We start from the raw sequence: 14,945 nt of genomic DNA, 5'->3' as shown, positions 1-14,945 counted from the left end.
ATAAGGCCGCCACCGGGCCGCGTTGTCACGTACGGGTGCGACTTGTGTGGCGCTGCGGCAAAGCAGAGATGGGGTCAATGGCTCATTGCGATCTGACGATTACCGTCTGTAGCGTCACCGTTGGCCGAACGCGGCCGTTTCCATCAGCCCGGCGACGAATCGGTGGTGTGGACGTGACCGAACAGCAGGAACAGCAGGGCCAGCAGGACCAACAGCAGTTGAGCCTGGGTACCGCGGCGGCACGGAACCTGGCGACCACGACCAAGTCCGTCCCCCAGATGCAGGGCATCACCTCGCGGTGGCTGCTGAAACTGCTGCCCTGGGTGCAGGCTGCGGGAGGCGCCTACCGGGTCAACCGTCGCCTGACCTACACGCTCGGTGACGGCCGGGTCAGCTTCGTGAACACCGGCGCCGACATACGCGTCATCCCGCGCGAGCTGGGCGAACTACCGCCGCTGCGCGGCTACGACGACGACCTGACCCTGGACGCCATCGCGGGCCGGTTCACCCAGCAGGAGTACGAGCCCGGCGACGTCGTCGTCGAGCGCGGCACCCCGGTCGACCGGGTCATCCTCGTCGCGCACGGCAAGCTCAGCCAGATAGGCCAGGGGGAGTACGGCGCCGACGCGGTCCACGCGACCCTCGCCAACGGCGACTTCTTCGGCGAGCAGGCCCTCGTCGGGACGGCCGAGGGCGCCGAGCCGGAGCGCTGGGAGTACACGGTCAAGGCGCTCACCGCCTGCACCATCCTCAGCATGAGCGCCGCCGACTTCCAGGAGACGCTCGGCCAGTCGTCGTCCCTCCAGGCCCACATCGACGAGTTCCGGTCCGGCCCGGCGCGGGCGCACAACGAGCACGGCGAGGCGACGATCGACCTCGCGTCCGGGCACGAGGGCGAGCCGACGCTGCCCGGCACCTACGTCGACTACGAGCTCCACCCGCGCGAGTACGAGCTGAGCGTCGCGCAGACCGTGCTGCGCGTCCACACCCGCGTCGCCGACCTCTACAACGAGCCGATGGACCAGGTCGAGCAGCAGCTCCGGCTGACCGTCGAGGCGCTGCGCGAGCGCCAGGAGCACGAGATCGTCAACAACCGCGGCTTCGGCCTGCTGCACAACACCGACCTGTCGCAGCGCATCCACACCCGGTCCGGCCCACCCACCCCCGACGACATGGACGACCTGCTCGCCCTCGTCTGGAAGGATCCCGCGTTCTTCCTCGCCCACCCGAAGTCCATCGCCGCGTTCGGACGCGAGTGCAGCGCCCGCGGCGTCTACCCCGACAGCGTCGACGTCGGCGGGCACAAGGTGCCCGGCTGGCGGGGCGTCCCGATCTTCCCCTGCAACAAGATCCCCATCAGCCGGACCCGCACCAGCTCCATCCTGCTGATGCGCACCGGCGAGGAGGCGCAGGGCGTGGTCGGCCTGCACCAGGTCGGGCTGCCCGACGAGTACCAGCCGGGGCTCTCCGTCCGGTTCATGGGCATCGACGAGAAGGCGCTCATCTCCTATCTGGTCAGCGCCTACTACTCGGCCGCCGTGCTCGTTCCCGACGCGCTCGGGATGCTGGAGTCCGTCGAGGTCGCCCACGGTGGTGCCGCGTCGTGACCGAACTCCCCCCGGCGGCGCCGAACGGCGCCGAGATCCAGCGTGCGCTCGGCACCAGGGCCGCCCGCAACCTCGCGACGACCACCAAGTCCGTCCCGCAGATGCAGGGCATCACCCCCCGGTGGCTGCTCAAGCAGTTGCCGTGGGTCCGGGCGGACGCCGGCACCTACCGGGTGAACCGGCGGCTCACCTACCGACTAGGCGACGGGCTCGTGACGTTCGTCAACGACGGCGCGGCGGTCCGGGTCGTCCCGCCCGAGCTCGCGGAGCTGCCCCCGCTCCGCGAGCTCGGCGACGCCGCGACGCTCGACGTGCTCGCCGGACGGTTCGTCCAGCACGAGTACGCGCAGGGCGACACGATCGCGGAGGCCGGGCGTCCCGCCGACGGCGTCCACCTCATCGCGCACGGCAAGGTCGAGGTGACCACGCCGGGCGAGTACGGCGCCGACGCGCACGTCGACATCATCGACGGCGGGCGGTTCTTCGGCGACCGCGTCCTGTTCGCGCGGGACGAGGAGTGGCCGCACACCTACCGCGCGCTCACGCCGACGACCGTCCTCACCCTGTCCCGCGAGTCGGTCGAGGAGCTGATCGACCGGCACGACGCGCTCCGCGCCCATCTGGAACGAGCCAGGGACGCGCCCACCCCCGCGCAGACCCGGCACGGCGAGGCGGCGATCGAGCTGGCGTCCGGGCACGAGGGCGAGCTGGAGCTGCCCGGCACGTTCGTCGACTACGAGACCTCGCCGCGCGAGTACGAGCTGGCCGTGACGCAGACGCGGCTGCGCGTCCACACCCGCGTCGCCGACCTCTACAACGGCCCGATGAACCAGCTCGAACAGCAGCTCCGGCTCACCGTGCAGGAGGTCCGGGAACGGCAGGAGTACGAGCTCGTCAACAACCGCGACTTCGGCCTGCTGCACAACGCGGACCTGCGGCACCGCATCCAGACCCGGGGCGGGCCCCCGACCCCCGCCGACATGGACGAGCTGCTCGCCCGCCGCCGCAAGACGCGGCTCTTCCTCGCCCACCCGAAGACGATCGCCGCGTTCGGCCGCGAGTGCACCCGCCGGGGCGTGTACCCGCCGCCCGTCGAGGTCGACGGGCGGCGCGCGCAGGCGTGGCGGGGCGTCCCGATCCTCCCCTGCGACAAGATCCCGATCACCCCGTCCGGGGCCAGCTCGATCATCGCGCTGCGCACCGGGGAGGACGACCAGGGCGTCATCGGCCTGACCCGCACCGGGATACCGAACGAGGTCCGCCCCGGCCTGTCCGTCCGGTTCACCGGCATCGACGACAAGGCGATCATGACCTACCTGGTCAGCACCTACTATTCGGCGGCCGTGCTGGTCCCCGACGCGCTCGGTGTGCTGGAGAACGTGGAGATCGCCCGCTAGCCGGGACGCGCGACGAGAGGGGACGACATGCCCGTCTGGGGAGACGACCCGGCGATGCTCCGCTGCGACCACCGTCCGGAGCCGGACGATCCCCGGCCGGGCGCCGCCCGCCCGGCGGCCGAGATCCTCGCGTGGAGCCGCCGCCTGCTCGACCCCGCCCTGCGGGACGCGGTCGAGACGATGCCGGACGCGATGCGCGGCATCGCCGCGTTCCACTTCGGCTGGCGCGACGAGCGGGGACGCCCGGCCGTCGGCGGGGGCGGCAAGGCGGTCCGCCCCGCCCTGACGCTGCTCGCCGCGCGGGCCGTCGGCGGCACGGCGGACGCCGCGCTGCCCGCCGCCGTCGCCGTCGAGCTGGCGCACAACTTCTCGCTGCTGCACGACGACGTGATGGACGGCGACCTCACCCGCCGGCACCGTCCGACCGCCTGGAGCGTGTTCGGGACGAGCGCCGCGATCCTCGCCGGGGACGCGCTGCTCGCCGCCGCGTTCGAGGCGCTCGCCGTCGAGGGCTCGCCGGTGATCGCCCGCGCGGTCCGCGTCCTCGGCCGGGCGGTGATCGAGCTGGTCGAGGGGCAGAGCGCCGACCTCGCGTTCGAGGAGCGCGGCGACGTGACGGTCGAGGAGTGCCTCACGATGGCGGGCCGCAAGACCGGCGCGCTGCTCGGCGCGTCCTGCGCGCTCGGCGCGCTGCACGGCGGCGCCGACCCCGTCCGCGTCGAGCGGCTCCGCGCGTTCGGGGAGCGGCTCGGGCTGGCCTTCCAGCTCGCCGACGACCTGCTCGGCATCTGGGGCGACCCGGCGGTCACGGGCAAGCCCGTCCATTCCGACCTGCACACCCGCAAGAAGTCGCTGCCGGTGGTCGCGGCGCTGACGTCCGGCGGCCCGGCCGCCGCCGAGCTGGCCGCGCTCTACCTGCGCGACGCGCCGCTCACCCCGGACGAGGCGTCCGACGTCGCCATGCTGATCGACGCCGCGGGCGGCCGCGCCTGGGCGGTGGCCCGCGCCGACGCCCTGCTCGCCGAGGCCCTGCGCGACCTCGACGGCGCCGCCGTCCACCCGGCCGCCGCCGCCGAACTACGCGCCGTAGCCCAGTTAATGACCCACCGAGACTTCTGAAACCGGGCTATAGACTCGACAGTATGTTCGAGTAGGGTAGCCCGATGCCCTCCGAGCACCACGCCCTACCTCCAGACCACCCCACGCCCACAGCCGGTACCACGCCCACGGGTGGTGCCGCGCCTAGGGGTGGTGCCGTGCCTAGGGGTGGTGCCGTGCCTAGGGGCGGTGCCGTGCCTGGCGGCCGTGCGGCGTCCGGTGGTGGTGCGGCGTCCGCAGGGCGGGCGGCGTCCGTGGGCGGTGCCGGGGCGGCGGGTGGTGGGCGTGGTGGGGGCGCTCGTGAGCATGTGCCGTTCCTGTGTCCGGCTGGGCACCGGCTCGACCCGGGGCGTGTCATCGTCGGGTGGTCGCCGTGCGTGTGCCCGCCCTGCGACGCGCGGGGGCGCGGACTGCGCGGCCACCGCACGTACCTGTGCCTGGCCTGCAAGGACGAGCATGTGACGACGAAGTGCTACCTGCCACACCACGTCCCGGTAGCCGACGCCGACTACCGCTGGCCCTAGCCCGCCCCGGCCGGGGCAGGCGGCGCGCTGTCGTTAGGTGGCGCGCTCTTGGGCTACCTGGGTGCGGACGATCGGGACGACTTCCTCTGCGAAGCGCTTGAGCTGGGTTTCTTGGTCGCCCTCGGCCCAGAGGATGAAGGAGTCCATGCCGGAACCTACGGCGAGGTCGGTGAGTTCGTCCGCCCACTGGGACGCGGGGCCGCGCAGGAAGCCGTCGGACGCGCCGTCGGTGATCGTCCCGTTGACGTTGTAGAGCCTGCGGACGTCCGCCGGGTCGCGTCCGGCGGCGACCGCGGCCTCGTCGATGCGGGCGTGCAGCGCGGGCAGCTTGTCCGGGGTGGCCCAGGACGACGAGGGCAGCCAGCCGTCGGCGGCCCGTCCGGTGAGTGCGAGGCCGCGCGGTCCGCCGGTGCCGAGCCACAGCTCGATCCGGTGCGCCGGGACGGGCCCCGCCTTCGCGCCCCGGAGCCGGTAGTGGTCGCCCTCGAAGCGCAGGTTGCGGCCGCCGCTCCACACCTCGCGGATCACGGTGACGGCCTCGGCCAGCGCGTCCGCCGTTTCCTTCGGGGTGCGGCGGGGGCCGCCGAACGCCTCGACCGCCTCCGGGAAGCCGCCGCCGCCGAGGCCGAGCTCGGCGCGTCCGCCGCTCAGCGCGTCCAGGCTCGCGGCGGCCTTGGCGAGCACGGCGGGCGGACGCAGCGGCAGGTTCGCGACGTCCGGGAACACCCGCACGCGCTCCGTGACCGCCGCGATCATGCTGAGCAGCGTCCACGTGTCGACGTAGCGTCGCTGGTAGGGGTGGTCCTGCACGCCGATGAGGTCGAGGCCCGCGCGGTCGGCGGCGCGGGCCAGGTCGAGTAGCCGGTCGTCCGCGTTGGGGACGAGGAAGTACCCGAACTCCAGTGGTCTGCCGTAGTCGCCCATGTCCGCCGGAACCCCGGCCCGGGTCCCCTTGTTCCCGACTGCGGCCGTGCCCACGGGACGGCGAGGTCAGCCCTTGATCTGGGTCCAGGCTTGGGCCCAGCGGGAGTAGTCGACGCATTTGTCGCCCCGGTCGTCGCCGCAGTCCTTCACGGGCGTCTTCCAGAACGCCAGGCGTTTGTAGAAGCCGGGGTCGCCGACGTGGTACGTCGAGCAGAAGCCCCTCGCGGTGAAGCCGCACGCCTTCGGGTTGGCGGGGGCCTCGCCGAACCACTGCGCGACCTCGGCCTGCACCTTCGGCGTCGTGATCCAGTTCATCCACTTGTACATGCAGGTCGGATGCTGGGCCTTGGACGAGACCATCCACGTGTCGGACCAGCCGGTCGCGCCCTCGTCCGGGATCGTGGTCGCCACCGGCGACCGCTCCGCCAGCGCCAGGTTCGCGGTGACCTGCCACGCGGTGCCCGCGTAGTTGTAGCCGCTCTTGAACGACTGGAGTTCGTCCAGGTAGTTGGCCCAGTACTGGTTGACGTTCGGACGCTGCCGCTTGAGCAGCCCGACCGCGGCGTCGAACTGCTCGTCGTCCAGCGCGTACACGTCGGTGATCTTCAGGTCGGGGCGGTGGGCCTTGAGGTACAGCGCTGCGTCGGCGATGTAGATGGGGGAGTCGTAGGCGACGACGTGCCCGGCGGCGGGGGACTTCTCGTCCCAGACCACGCTCCAGGACGTCGGCCGCTGCGAGATCTTGTCCGTCCGGTACATGAGCATGTTGGCGCCGTAGCCGTGCGGCACCCCGTACATCTTGCCGTCGACGGAGTTGTACGGCTGGTTCTTCAGGTAGCCCGCGATGTCGCCGTAATTGCTGATCAGGCCCGTGTTGACCGGCGCGACCAGCCCGCCGTAGATGAGCCGCAGGCTCGCGTCGCCGGACGCGGACACTCCGTCGTACCGCCCGGTCTTCATCAGCGCGACCATCGAGTCGGACGTGTCGGCCACCTTCGTGTTCACCTTGCAGCCCGTGGCCCGCGTGAACGGGGTGACCCAGTCGACCTTCCGGTCGTTCGAGCCGTTCTCGGCGTACCCCGTCCAGGCGACGAGGTCGAGCCGCCCTTCGGGCGCGCCGAGCTGCTGGGGCATGTCGATCCGCGGCGGCGCGGCGGGCGAGCCGGAGCCGCCGCTGCACGCGGCGAGCGCCAGTGCCGTGGACAGCGCGCCCACCGCCGGCGCGGCCCTCGTGAGCAGGGCCCGCCGCCGCTTCGGGCGCCGCGATTTCGTCGCTGGAGGAGTACGAGCCATCACGCTGAGGCATCGTAGGGGCATTTCGCCGTGTTCGTGCATACAAAACGTGATGATTTGGAAACTGTCGACACACGGCGGCGCGCGGTTCTAGGCTCTCCTGGGTCGCGCGCCGACCCCCCGCCCCTCTCGTCCCCCGTCCGTTCCGTATTCCCGCCCGCCCCGCCGTCCCCCGCCCGCTCCGACCCTCCGGCTCCGATCATCGCCCGCCCGCCTGCTCCGTCGCCCCCGATCCCGTTTCCCCCCGCCCGCTCCGACCGCCCCGGCTCCGCCGGTTCCCCGCCCGCTCTGTTCCCCGCCCGTCCGCTTCGTTCCCGCTCGCTCCGTCGCCCCCCGGTCCCGTTCTCCGCCCGCCCCGCCGTTCCGTTTCCCGCCCGCTCTGTCCGTCTCGCGCCAGAACCCCGTCATCGTCGTCCGTCCGAGCGAAAGTTCAGCCGCAGTGTCGAAACGAGGCCCCGCCGTCGAGTCAGCCGCCGGCCACCGGCGGGCTCCCAAGGCCGCGCGATTCCGCTCCATCCGGTTCAAGGTCATCCTGATGGTCACCGTGTCGGTGGTCTCGCTCACCGTGCTGTGGGGGTTCGCCGCGAGCATCGCGCTCGGGGAGGGCCTGAACCTCCGGCACGTGAAGACCGTCCAGGAGCACTACGGGTACCCGTCCGGCGCGCTCGGCAGCGCGCTCCAGGCGGAGCGGCGGCTGTCGGTCGTCTACCTCGGAGGGCGGCTGGAGGGCGACCGGGCCTCGATGGAGTCCGGACGGCTCGTCACCGACCGGCAGGCCGACCTGTTCCGCCGCCTGGCGGCCGACGAGTCCGCCCGCGACGCCGCCCCGGCCGACACCCGGCGGCTGGCCGACCGGATCCTCGCCGAGCTGAACGGCCTGGACGCCCGCCGCCGCGCCATCGACGCGGGCCGCACCGACCGGGGCCGCGCGTTCGCCGACTACACGGCGCTGCTCGCCGACGTCGGCTCGCTGCAGGGCTCGCTCGCCACGCTGAACAACTCCGAGGTCGCGAAGGACGCCCGCAACGAGGCGTCGCTGACCCGCGCCCGCGAGATCCTCGCCCAGGAGGACGCGCTGCTCGCGGGCGCGCTCGCCGCCGGGCGGATCACGCCCGAGGAGCACGCCCAGTTCATCAAGCTCGTCGGGACGCAGCGCGCCCTCTACGGGTCCGCGTCCGCCGAGCTGCGCGCCGCCGACCAGGCGTACTACCGGCGGGTCGTGGCGATGCCCGAGCACGGGCGGCTGCGGACGCTGGAGGACCGGTTCGTCGCGTCGGCCCGTCCGGTGGCGTCCGCGGGCGGGCCGGGCGGGGTGCTGTGGAAGACCACCGCCGACTCGAACCTCACCCGGCTGCGCGGCCTGGAGCTCGCGGTGTCGGCGGGCGCGGAGAAGCGCGCCGAGCCGATCTCGTCGGGCATCATCACGCGCGTCGTCCTCGCCGGGACGCTCGGGCTCGTCGCGGTCGTCGCCTCGCTCGTCCTCGCGATCTGGGTCGCGCGGTCCGTCATCCGCGAGCTGGCGGGGCTGCGCCGGGAGGCGCTCGACCTCGCCGACGTGCGGCTGCCCGGCGTGGTCCGGCGGCTGCGGCGCGGCGAGGAGGTCGACGTCGCCGCCGAGGCGCCGCCGCTCGCGTTCGGCACCCGCGAGATCGACCAGGTCGGGGACGCCTTCAACGCCGCCAGGCGGACGGCGATCCAGAGCGCGGTCGAGGAGGCCACGCTCCGCCGCAACGTCAGCGACGTGTTCGTGAACCTCGCCCGGCGCAGCCAGACGCTGCTGCACCGCCAGCTCAAGCTGCTGGACGCGATGGAGCGCCGCATCGAGACCCCCGACGACCTGGAGGACCTCTTCCGCGTCGACCACCTCGCCACCCGCATGCGGCGGCACGCGGAGGGCCTGATCATCCTGTCCGGGCAGGCGCCGGGCCGCGGCTGGCGCAGCCCGGTCGCGATCGTGGACGTCGCCCGCGCCGCCGCGTCCGAGGTCGAGGACTACACCCGCGTCAACGTCGCGCCGATGACCCGCGCCGCGATCGTCGGGCCCGCCGTCGCCGACGTGATCCACCTGCTCGCCGAGCTGATCGAGAACGCCACGGCGTTCTCGCCGCCGCACACGACCGTCCAGGTGCAGGGGCAGGCGGTGTCGCACGGCTTCACGCTGGAGGTCGAGGACCGCGGGCTCAGCATGGACGAGCCGAGCCTCGCCGCCGCGAACGAGCGGCTCGCGACGGCCGCCGAGTTCGACCTGTCCGACAGCGCGCAACTCGGCCTGTTCGTGGTCGGGCGGCTCGCGCGCCGGCACAACATCCGGGTCACGCTGCGGACGTCCCCGTACGGGGGGATGACGGCGATCGTGCTGCTGCCGGAGGATCTCGTCGTCCCGGACGACGCGGACGCCGAGCGCGGCGCGCCGTCCCTCACCACGCGCCGGGCGGAGGACGCGCTCGTCCCCGTGGGCACGGTCGTCGGCGGCCAGCGCCGCGGCGCCCCGCCCGGGCTCGGCGCCCCGTTCGACGACGGCTTCGACCAGGGCGCGGGCCTCGGCGCGGAAGCGGGGCTCGGCCCGGAACCGGCGCTCGGCGAGGGCGGGTCCGTCCTCCAGTTGCCGGGACGGCACGCCGCGTCCCCGCCGCCGCCCGCCGCCTCCGCCCCGCCGCCGCGGCGGGAGAGCCCGCCGCCCGCCCCGCGCTCCGGCCCGGACGCGCAGACCGGTCCCATCCCCGTGTTCGAGGAGCCGGTGCAGGGGCCGCTGCCCAGGAAGCGCCAGGCGCCGTCCGCGTGGGGCGAGCCGCCGTCCGCCGCCGAGCCGCCGGCTCCGCCGCCCCCGCCGCCGCCCCCGAAGCCGTCGAAGCCCGGTGTGCCGAGGTCGCCGCGCGACGTCCGGCGGCGTCCCGCGAGCGGGGACGCGGCCGCACGCCCGTCGCTGCCGAAGCGCGTCCGGCAGGAGAACATGGCGTCGCAGCTCCGCGAGCAGCAGCCGCTCGGCGCGCCGCCCCCGCCGGGCGCCGCCGAGCGCCCCGGCCGGAGCCCCGAGGAGCTGCGCTCGATGATGTCGTCCATCCAGCGGGGCACGCGGCGCGGCCGCGCCGAGATCGTCGACGGCGCTCGCGGAGCCGACGTCCGCAGAGACGGGGCCCGCGGAGACGACCCACGCAGAGACGACGCCCGCGCCGCCGGCGACGAGGACACGTGACGGACCGATGACCGGTCCTGGCAGCGAATGGCTCGATGACGAGGCGGGGCCCATCGTCCGCTCGTACGCGCTCACGCGCGGGCGCGCCCGCCCCGCCACCGGCGAGGCGTTCGACATGATCACGATCATCTCGACGGCGGCGCGGCCCCGCGGCGGCGCGCCCGGCATCGGGCCCGAGCACTTCGACATCCTGGAGATGTGCGTGCAGCCGCAACCGGTGGCGGAGATCGCCGCGCGGCTGCGGTTGCCGCTCGTCGTCGTCCGGGTGCTGCTCGGCGACCTGCTGCACCACCGGCTGATCACCGCGACCCGCCCCCGACCGGAGAGCACGCTCTCCAAGGAACGTCTGCTGAGGGAAGTGCTCCATGGTCTCCAAGCGCTCTGAGGTCGCGCGCTCCGACGAGGCCGCCGGGGATCCGCCCGCCCCCGAAGGGGCGGTCCCGGTGGCGGTGAAGATCCTCGTCGCGGGCGGGTTCGGGGTCGGCAAGACGACGCTGGTCGGGTCGGTCAGCGAGATCCGCCCGCTCCAGACCGAGGAACTGCTCACCGACCGCGGCGTCGGCGTCGACGACACCGAGGGCGTCGAGCAGAAGACCACCACCACGGTCGCGATGGACTTCGGCCGCATCACGATCCGCGACGGCCTCATCCTCTACCTGTTCGGCACGCCCGGGCAGGACCGGTTCTGGTTCATGTGGGACGAGCTGTCCTACGGCGCGCTCGGCGCGGTCGTGCTGGCCGACACGCGCCGCCTCGCCGACTGCTTCCCCGCCGTCGACTACTTCGAGAACCGCGGCCTGCCGTTCGTCATCGCCGTGAACTGCTTCGACGACGGCTACGACTACACCCCGGACGAGATCAGGGAGGCGCTCGACCTCGTCCCGGAGACGCCCGTCGTGCTCTGCGACGTGCGCGACCGCACGTCCGGCAAGGACGTGCTGACCACGCTCGTCAAGCACCTGCTGGCCGTGCACGAGGCCGAGACGGGGCACATCACCCCCGCGCTGTAGGGTCCCGGTCGTGCACCGGACCCGCGCTCGGCTGTCGGACGGCCGCGAGATCGTCTACTACGACGAGGCGCCCGGCCGGACGCCCGTCCCCGACCCGCGCGGGCTGCCGCCCGTCGAGCCGGTCTGCGAGGTGCGGCGCGACCCGCTGACCGGCGACCACGTCACGATCACCGCGCACCGCAACGCCCGGACGTTCCTGCCGCCCGCCGACCGGTGCCCGCTGTGCCCGGGCGGGCCCGCGTCCGAGGTCCCCGACCCGGCCTACGACGTCGCGGTGTTCGAGAACCGGTTCCCGTCGTTCGACGCGCGCACCCCGCCCGTCCCGGCGGCGGCCCCGGACGGCGTCGAGCGCACTCGCGGCGCCGGACGCTGCGAGGTCGTGTGCTACACCGACGACCATTCCGCGTCGCCGGCGACGCTGCCGGTGTCCCGCGTCCGGACGGTCGTGGACGCCTGGGCCGACCGCACCGCCGAACTGTCCGCGCGTCCGGACGTCGAGCAGGTCTACGTCTTCGAGAACCGGGGCGCCGAGATCGGCGCGACGCTGCACCACCCGCACGGGCAGATCTACGCGTACCCGTTCGTCCCGCCGCGCACCCGGCGGACGCTCGCGATGGCGGCGGCGCGGCCCGGCCTGTTCGGCGACGTGCTGGCGGCCGAGCGGGACGGCCCGCGCGTGGTGCTGGCGGGCGGGCACTGGACGGCCTACGTCCCCGCCGCCGCGCGCTGGCCGGTGGAGGTGCACCTGACGCCGCACCGGCACGTCCCGGACCTCGCCGCGCTCGGCCCGGCGGAGCGCGACGAGCTGGCCGTCCTGTACCGCGACCTGCTCCGCCGCTGCGACGCCCTCTACGCCGCGCCGCTCCCGTACGTGGCGGGCTGGCACCAGGCGCCGGTCGGGGAGGGGCGGGACCTCGTCCGGCTGCACCTGGAGCTGTTCTCCGTCCGGCGCGCCGCCGGAAAGATCAAGTACCTGGCCGGGTCGGAGTCGGGCATGGGGGCGTGGATCAACGACGTCCCGCCCGAGGAGGCGGCGGCACGGCTCCGCGCCGCCGGTGAACCGGCCGCCTAGCACGATTCGATCCACTCGGCGCGCCCACCGGACGGGCACGGTTTCGCCACTTCGCGGAACGATCTCCGTCCGGTGCCCTACCCTCCCTCGCATGCCCGAAAGCGTGCTGGCGTCCCCGCTGGCGGACGGCTCGTTCGACGGCGTCGCCGCGGCGTCCGGGGGGACCGCGCTGGCGTTCGCCTCCCAGGCCGGTCAAGGCGCCAACGCCGGTCTCGTGTTGGACCTCGTGGCGCGCGCCGTGCTCGGCCCGCCGATCCCCGACTTCCCTGCGGACCGCGCCGACTGGACGTTCGGCGTCCCCGTCGCGGACACCCCGATCGTGGCCTGGACGCACCGCGACCGCGTGCACGTCCAGCGTCCCGGCACCGGGCACGAGCTGGTCATCGACGGCCAGCCCGACATGCTCGGCCTCGCCGCGCACGGCGGCCGCGGCGCGGTCGTCGCGGTGTTCGGCCCGGCGAACGACGCGCGCGTCGCCGTCTGGGACGCGCTGTCCGGCGACCGGCTCGCGGAGTTCGCGCTCTGGCTCGGCCACGGCACGGCCATCGACCGCTCGATCCTGCACGCGGCGCCCGCGTCCGGCCCGCTCGTCGCCCTCGCCGGTGAGGCCGACGTCCTCGTCCTGGACGTGGAGCGCGGCGAGGACATCGCGGCCCTCCCGTTCGGCGACGTGGTGCTGGCCGCGTCCGCGCGGGGGCCGGTGCTCGTCCAGCCGGCGCGGAACGCGCTGCACGTGCGGTGCCTGAACGGCGACTGGGTCGCGGTCCTCACCGTCCCCGGGCCGTGCCGTCCGGTGGCGGCCGCGGGGGCCGGCCGCTCGCTCCTCGTCGCCGCCGCGCTGGACGACGACCCCTGCACGATCCTCGCCTGGGACACCGACGACTCCACGCCGTCCCACGACGTCAAGGTCCCGGCCCCGGTCGCCGAGCTGGCCCTCAGCCCGGACGGGACGCTCCTCGCCGCCACCGACGACGGCCTCTACACGGCCCGCCTGCGCCCCTAGCCGCCCGCGTCCTCAGCCGCCTGCGTCCTTAGCCGCCTGCGCTCCTAGCCGCCCGCGTGCCCGATCAGGCCGACGAGATGGTCCGCGAACGGCCGTAGCCGGGGACGGAGGTCGTCCCAGCGGTCGCCCTCCCGCCCCAGGTAGACCGACTTGGCCCGGGCGAGGACGGGACGGTGCTCGTCCGGCAGCCGGTCGAGCGCCCAGTCGGCGGCGGCGTCCTTCGCGCGGATCTCGCCCGTCGCCGCCGTCGCCCAGACGCGCGCCAGCGTCAGGACGACGTTGCGCGTGTCCGTCTCCAGCTCCGCGAGGAGGCCCGGGATCTCGGCGGTCATCCCGCGGACGAGGTCGCCCTGCGGGACGGGATCGAGCACCTCGCCGGGCGGGGGCCCGAACAGCGCCACGCCGCCGAACAGGACCATGGTGAGCAGCGGGGCCAGGTCGGGGCTCGGGCCCGGCGGCGACGTCCACCCGCGCTCGAATTGGTCGCGCAGCCATTCGCCGTACTGGAATTCGCACTCCGGCGGGAAACGCCACGGCCGGATCACGTCCTGGACGACCACGGTCAGCTCCACCGGACGCTTCTCGCCGCGCGCCGGATAGCACGATTCTTTGAGCAGCCATCCGCTGAGAATCCGGCGCTGGGCGTCTGTCATCGACCGTTTCACGACGGCGAGGACGTCCAGGTCGCTGTGCGGGCCGAGCCCGCCGAGCACGGCCGAACCGTGCAGGTAGGCGCCCACGGCGTCGTCGCCGAACACGTCCCGGACGAGCCGGACGACGGTCTCCGTCTGCGTCAAATGCCGCCCCCCTTCCCGTCCCCGCGGACGCTACCGCCGGACGCGCGGAGCCACAGGTCGCACGCGTCGGCGCTCGCGGGACGGCGGAAACGCGAAGCCCGCCCGCGCGTCCCGGGCGGGCTCCGATCTATTCGGCCGGACGGCCGTCAATGCGCGGCTCCCTCTCTCGCCTCCGCCTCGGCGGGACGCTCCGCGTCCTGCTCCGCCGGGCGCCGCTCGGGCCACGCGACGATCTTGGTGCGACGAGGGTTCGCCAGAGGGGTGCTCATCTTCGGTACTGTCCTCCTGATTCGGCCGGGCCGCGAACACGGAAATGTTCCCGACCCCGGACCCGGTTCCGCAAAATGGTCTAGACCGCGTGCCCCCGCGCGGGCCGCGGCGCACCTTTCAACCACCGTCGCGGTCCGTTGATTCCCGGGGCGAAGAAAGGATGCCGGCCATGGTGGACAGCGAACGGCGTGACGCCCTTTCGGCGCGGTCGGTGGCGGAACTGATCCCGGCCGCCGAGGCGGGCGGCGTGAAATACCTGTTCTTCTGGGGCCATCAGAAGCCGGGGCCGGGCTATCTCAGCCAATGGTGGCTCGCCGCCTTCACCGTGGACGGGACCGTCTACGCGACCGCCGAGCACTACATGATGGCGGAGAAGGCCCGCCTCTTCGGCGACGCGGAAACGGCGGAGGCGATCGTCGCCGCGTCCCATCCGAGCGAGGCGAAAGATCTCGGACGGCGGGTCCGAGGCTTCGACGACGACGCTTGGCGGGACGCCCGGGTCGCCATTGTCGTCAAGGGCAACGAGGCGAAGTTCGGGCAGCACGAAGAACTGCGCGAATACCTCGTCGGCACGCGGAACCGCGTCCTGGTCGAGGCGAGCCCCCTGGACCGCGTCTGGGGCATCGGCCTGGCCGCCGACGACCCCCGCGCCGAGCGCCCGGCGGAGTGGCGGGGCCTGAACCTCCTCGGCTTCGCCCTGATGACCGTCCGCGATTCACTCGGCTCGGATCTGCCCAGGGAATGACCATCGGGTCTC

General features: G+C 73.8%; 14 protein-coding genes. 10 read left to right on the top strand and 4 right to left on the bottom strand.

Annotated features, from left to right (window positions below; genetic code table 11):
* The first annotated feature begins 173 nt into the window (after nt 1-173).
* The 4 genes from FXF68_RS03850 to FXF68_RS42055 all read left to right on the top strand — a co-directional run bounded on the left by FXF68_RS03850 (nt 174) and on the right by FXF68_RS42055 (nt 4,626).
* Nucleotides 174-1,607: a family 2B encapsulin nanocompartment shell protein gene (locus tag FXF68_RS03850; RefSeq protein WP_246178266.1), complete on the top strand. Its 1,434-nt coding sequence runs from the start codon at nt 174-176 to the stop codon at nt 1,605-1,607.
* Nucleotides 1,604-3,004 carry a family 2B encapsulin nanocompartment shell protein gene (locus tag FXF68_RS03845; protein ID WP_246178264.1) on the top strand — a complete coding sequence of 467 codons (1,401 nt, stop codon included), beginning with the start codon at nt 1,604-1,606 and terminating at the stop codon, nt 3,002-3,004. The genes FXF68_RS03850 and FXF68_RS03845 overlap by 4 nt, the downstream gene beginning before the upstream one ends.
* 54 nt (nt 3,005-3,058) lie before the next feature.
* A complete protein-coding gene (locus tag FXF68_RS03840) occupies nt 3,059-4,123 on the top strand; it encodes a family 2 encapsulin nanocompartment cargo protein polyprenyl transferase (protein WP_148758180.1) in 1,065 nt (354 codons plus the stop codon).
* Nucleotides 4,124-4,479: 356 nt separating this feature from the next.
* The gene (locus FXF68_RS42055) at nt 4,480-4,626 is read left to right on the top strand and encodes a hypothetical protein (protein ID WP_187437700.1); all 147 of its coding nucleotides are present in this window, start codon (nt 4,480-4,482) and stop codon (nt 4,624-4,626) included.
* Nucleotides 4,627-4,659: 33 nt separating this feature from the next.
* Here FXF68_RS42055 and FXF68_RS03835 read toward each other — a convergent pair whose 3' ends face one another.
* On the bottom strand, nt 4,660-5,550 hold the full coding sequence (locus tag FXF68_RS03835; RefSeq protein ID WP_148757490.1) for an LLM class flavin-dependent oxidoreductase: 891 nt from the start codon (nt 5,548-5,550) through the stop codon (nt 4,660-4,662).
* Nucleotides 5,551-5,616: 66 nt separating this feature from the next.
* Nucleotides 5,617-6,843 (bottom strand): ABC transporter substrate-binding protein, encoded by a 1,227-nt coding sequence (locus FXF68_RS03830; protein ID WP_148758179.1) that lies wholly within the window; start codon nt 6,841-6,843, stop codon nt 5,617-5,619.
* A 535-nt stretch (nt 6,844-7,378) separates the two neighbouring features.
* Between FXF68_RS03830 and FXF68_RS03825 the strand changes: the two genes are divergently transcribed.
* The 5 genes from FXF68_RS03825 to FXF68_RS03805 all read left to right on the top strand — a co-directional run bounded on the left by FXF68_RS03825 (nt 7,379) and on the right by FXF68_RS03805 (nt 13,121).
* Nucleotides 7,379-10,036, top strand: a complete 2,658-nt coding sequence (locus tag FXF68_RS03825) for a sensor histidine kinase (protein ID WP_148757489.1) — start codon at nt 7,379-7,381, stop codon at nt 10,034-10,036.
* 7 nt (nt 10,037-10,043) lie between these two features.
* On the top strand, nt 10,044-10,421 hold the full coding sequence (locus FXF68_RS03820; RefSeq protein ID WP_148757488.1) for a DUF742 domain-containing protein: 378 nt from the start codon (nt 10,044-10,046) through the stop codon (nt 10,419-10,421).
* A complete protein-coding gene (locus FXF68_RS03815; RefSeq protein WP_148757487.1) occupies nt 10,402-11,046 on the top strand; it encodes a GTP-binding protein in 645 nt (214 codons plus the stop codon). The genes FXF68_RS03820 and FXF68_RS03815 overlap by 20 nt, the downstream gene beginning before the upstream one ends.
* A 10-nt stretch (nt 11,047-11,056) precedes the next feature.
* Nucleotides 11,057-12,118 (top strand): galactose-1-phosphate uridylyltransferase, encoded by a 1,062-nt coding sequence (gene galT, locus FXF68_RS03810; RefSeq protein ID WP_148757486.1) that lies wholly within the window; start codon nt 11,057-11,059, stop codon nt 12,116-12,118.
* A gap of 91 nt (nt 12,119-12,209) precedes the next feature.
* Entirely contained in the window at nt 12,210-13,121 is a 912-nt protein-coding gene (locus FXF68_RS03805) for a hypothetical protein (RefSeq protein WP_148757485.1), read from the top strand.
* Between the two features lie 44 nt (nt 13,122-13,165).
* Here FXF68_RS03805 and FXF68_RS03800 read toward each other — a convergent pair whose 3' ends face one another.
* Both FXF68_RS03800 and FXF68_RS44365 read right to left on the bottom strand, forming a co-directional pair.
* Nucleotides 13,166-13,918 carry an aminoglycoside adenylyltransferase family protein gene (locus tag FXF68_RS03800; RefSeq protein WP_148757484.1) on the bottom strand — a complete coding sequence of 251 codons (753 nt, stop codon included), beginning with the start codon at nt 13,916-13,918 and terminating at the stop codon, nt 13,166-13,168.
* A 146-nt stretch (nt 13,919-14,064) separates the two neighbouring features.
* Nucleotides 14,065-14,187, bottom strand: a complete 123-nt coding sequence (locus tag FXF68_RS44365) for a hypothetical protein (RefSeq protein ID WP_255220377.1) — start codon at nt 14,185-14,187, stop codon at nt 14,065-14,067.
* 170 nt (nt 14,188-14,357) lie between these two features.
* Between FXF68_RS44365 and FXF68_RS03795 the strand changes: the two genes are divergently transcribed.
* Complete coding sequence (locus FXF68_RS03795) at nt 14,358-14,933, top strand: riboflavin biosynthesis intermediates N-glycosidase (protein ID WP_148757483.1); 576 nt, start codon at nt 14,358-14,360, stop codon at nt 14,931-14,933.
* Nucleotides 14,934-14,945: the final 12 nt, after the last annotated feature.

The sequence above is a fragment of the Actinomadura decatromicini genome (genome assembly GCF_008121305.1).
GTDB classification, from domain to species: Bacteria; Actinomycetota; Actinomycetes; order Streptosporangiales; family Streptosporangiaceae; genus Spirillospora; species Spirillospora syzygii.
The sequence above is the reverse complement of the archived record's forward strand: the minus strand, read 5'-3'. Positions and strand labels throughout refer to the sequence as shown.

Coding starts and splice junctions, on each gene's coding strand:
- FXF68_RS03840 (WP_148758180.1), top strand. CDS start 3,059: ATGCTCCGCTGCGACCACCGTCCGGAGCCGGACGATCCCCGGCCGGGC.
- FXF68_RS03835 (WP_148757490.1), bottom strand. CDS start 5,550: ATGGGCGACTACGGCAGACCACTGGAGTTCGGGTACTTCCTCGTCCCC.
- FXF68_RS03830 (WP_148758179.1), bottom strand. CDS start 6,843: ATGGCTCGTACTCCTCCAGCGACGAAATCGCGGCGCCCGAAGCGGCGG.
- FXF68_RS03825 (WP_148757489.1), top strand. CDS start 7,379: ATGGTCACCGTGTCGGTGGTCTCGCTCACCGTGCTGTGGGGGTTCGCC.
- FXF68_RS03820 (WP_148757488.1), top strand. CDS start 10,044: ATGACCGGTCCTGGCAGCGAATGGCTCGATGACGAGGCGGGGCCCATC.
- FXF68_RS03815 (WP_148757487.1), top strand. CDS start 10,402: ATGGTCTCCAAGCGCTCTGAGGTCGCGCGCTCCGACGAGGCCGCCGGG.
- FXF68_RS03805 (WP_148757485.1), top strand. CDS start 12,210: ATGCCCGAAAGCGTGCTGGCGTCCCCGCTGGCGGACGGCTCGTTCGAC.
- FXF68_RS44365 (WP_255220377.1), bottom strand. CDS start 14,187: ATGAGCACCCCTCTGGCGAACCCTCGTCGCACCAAGATCGTCGCGTGG.
- FXF68_RS03795 (WP_148757483.1), top strand. CDS start 14,358: ATGGTGGACAGCGAACGGCGTGACGCCCTTTCGGCGCGGTCGGTGGCG.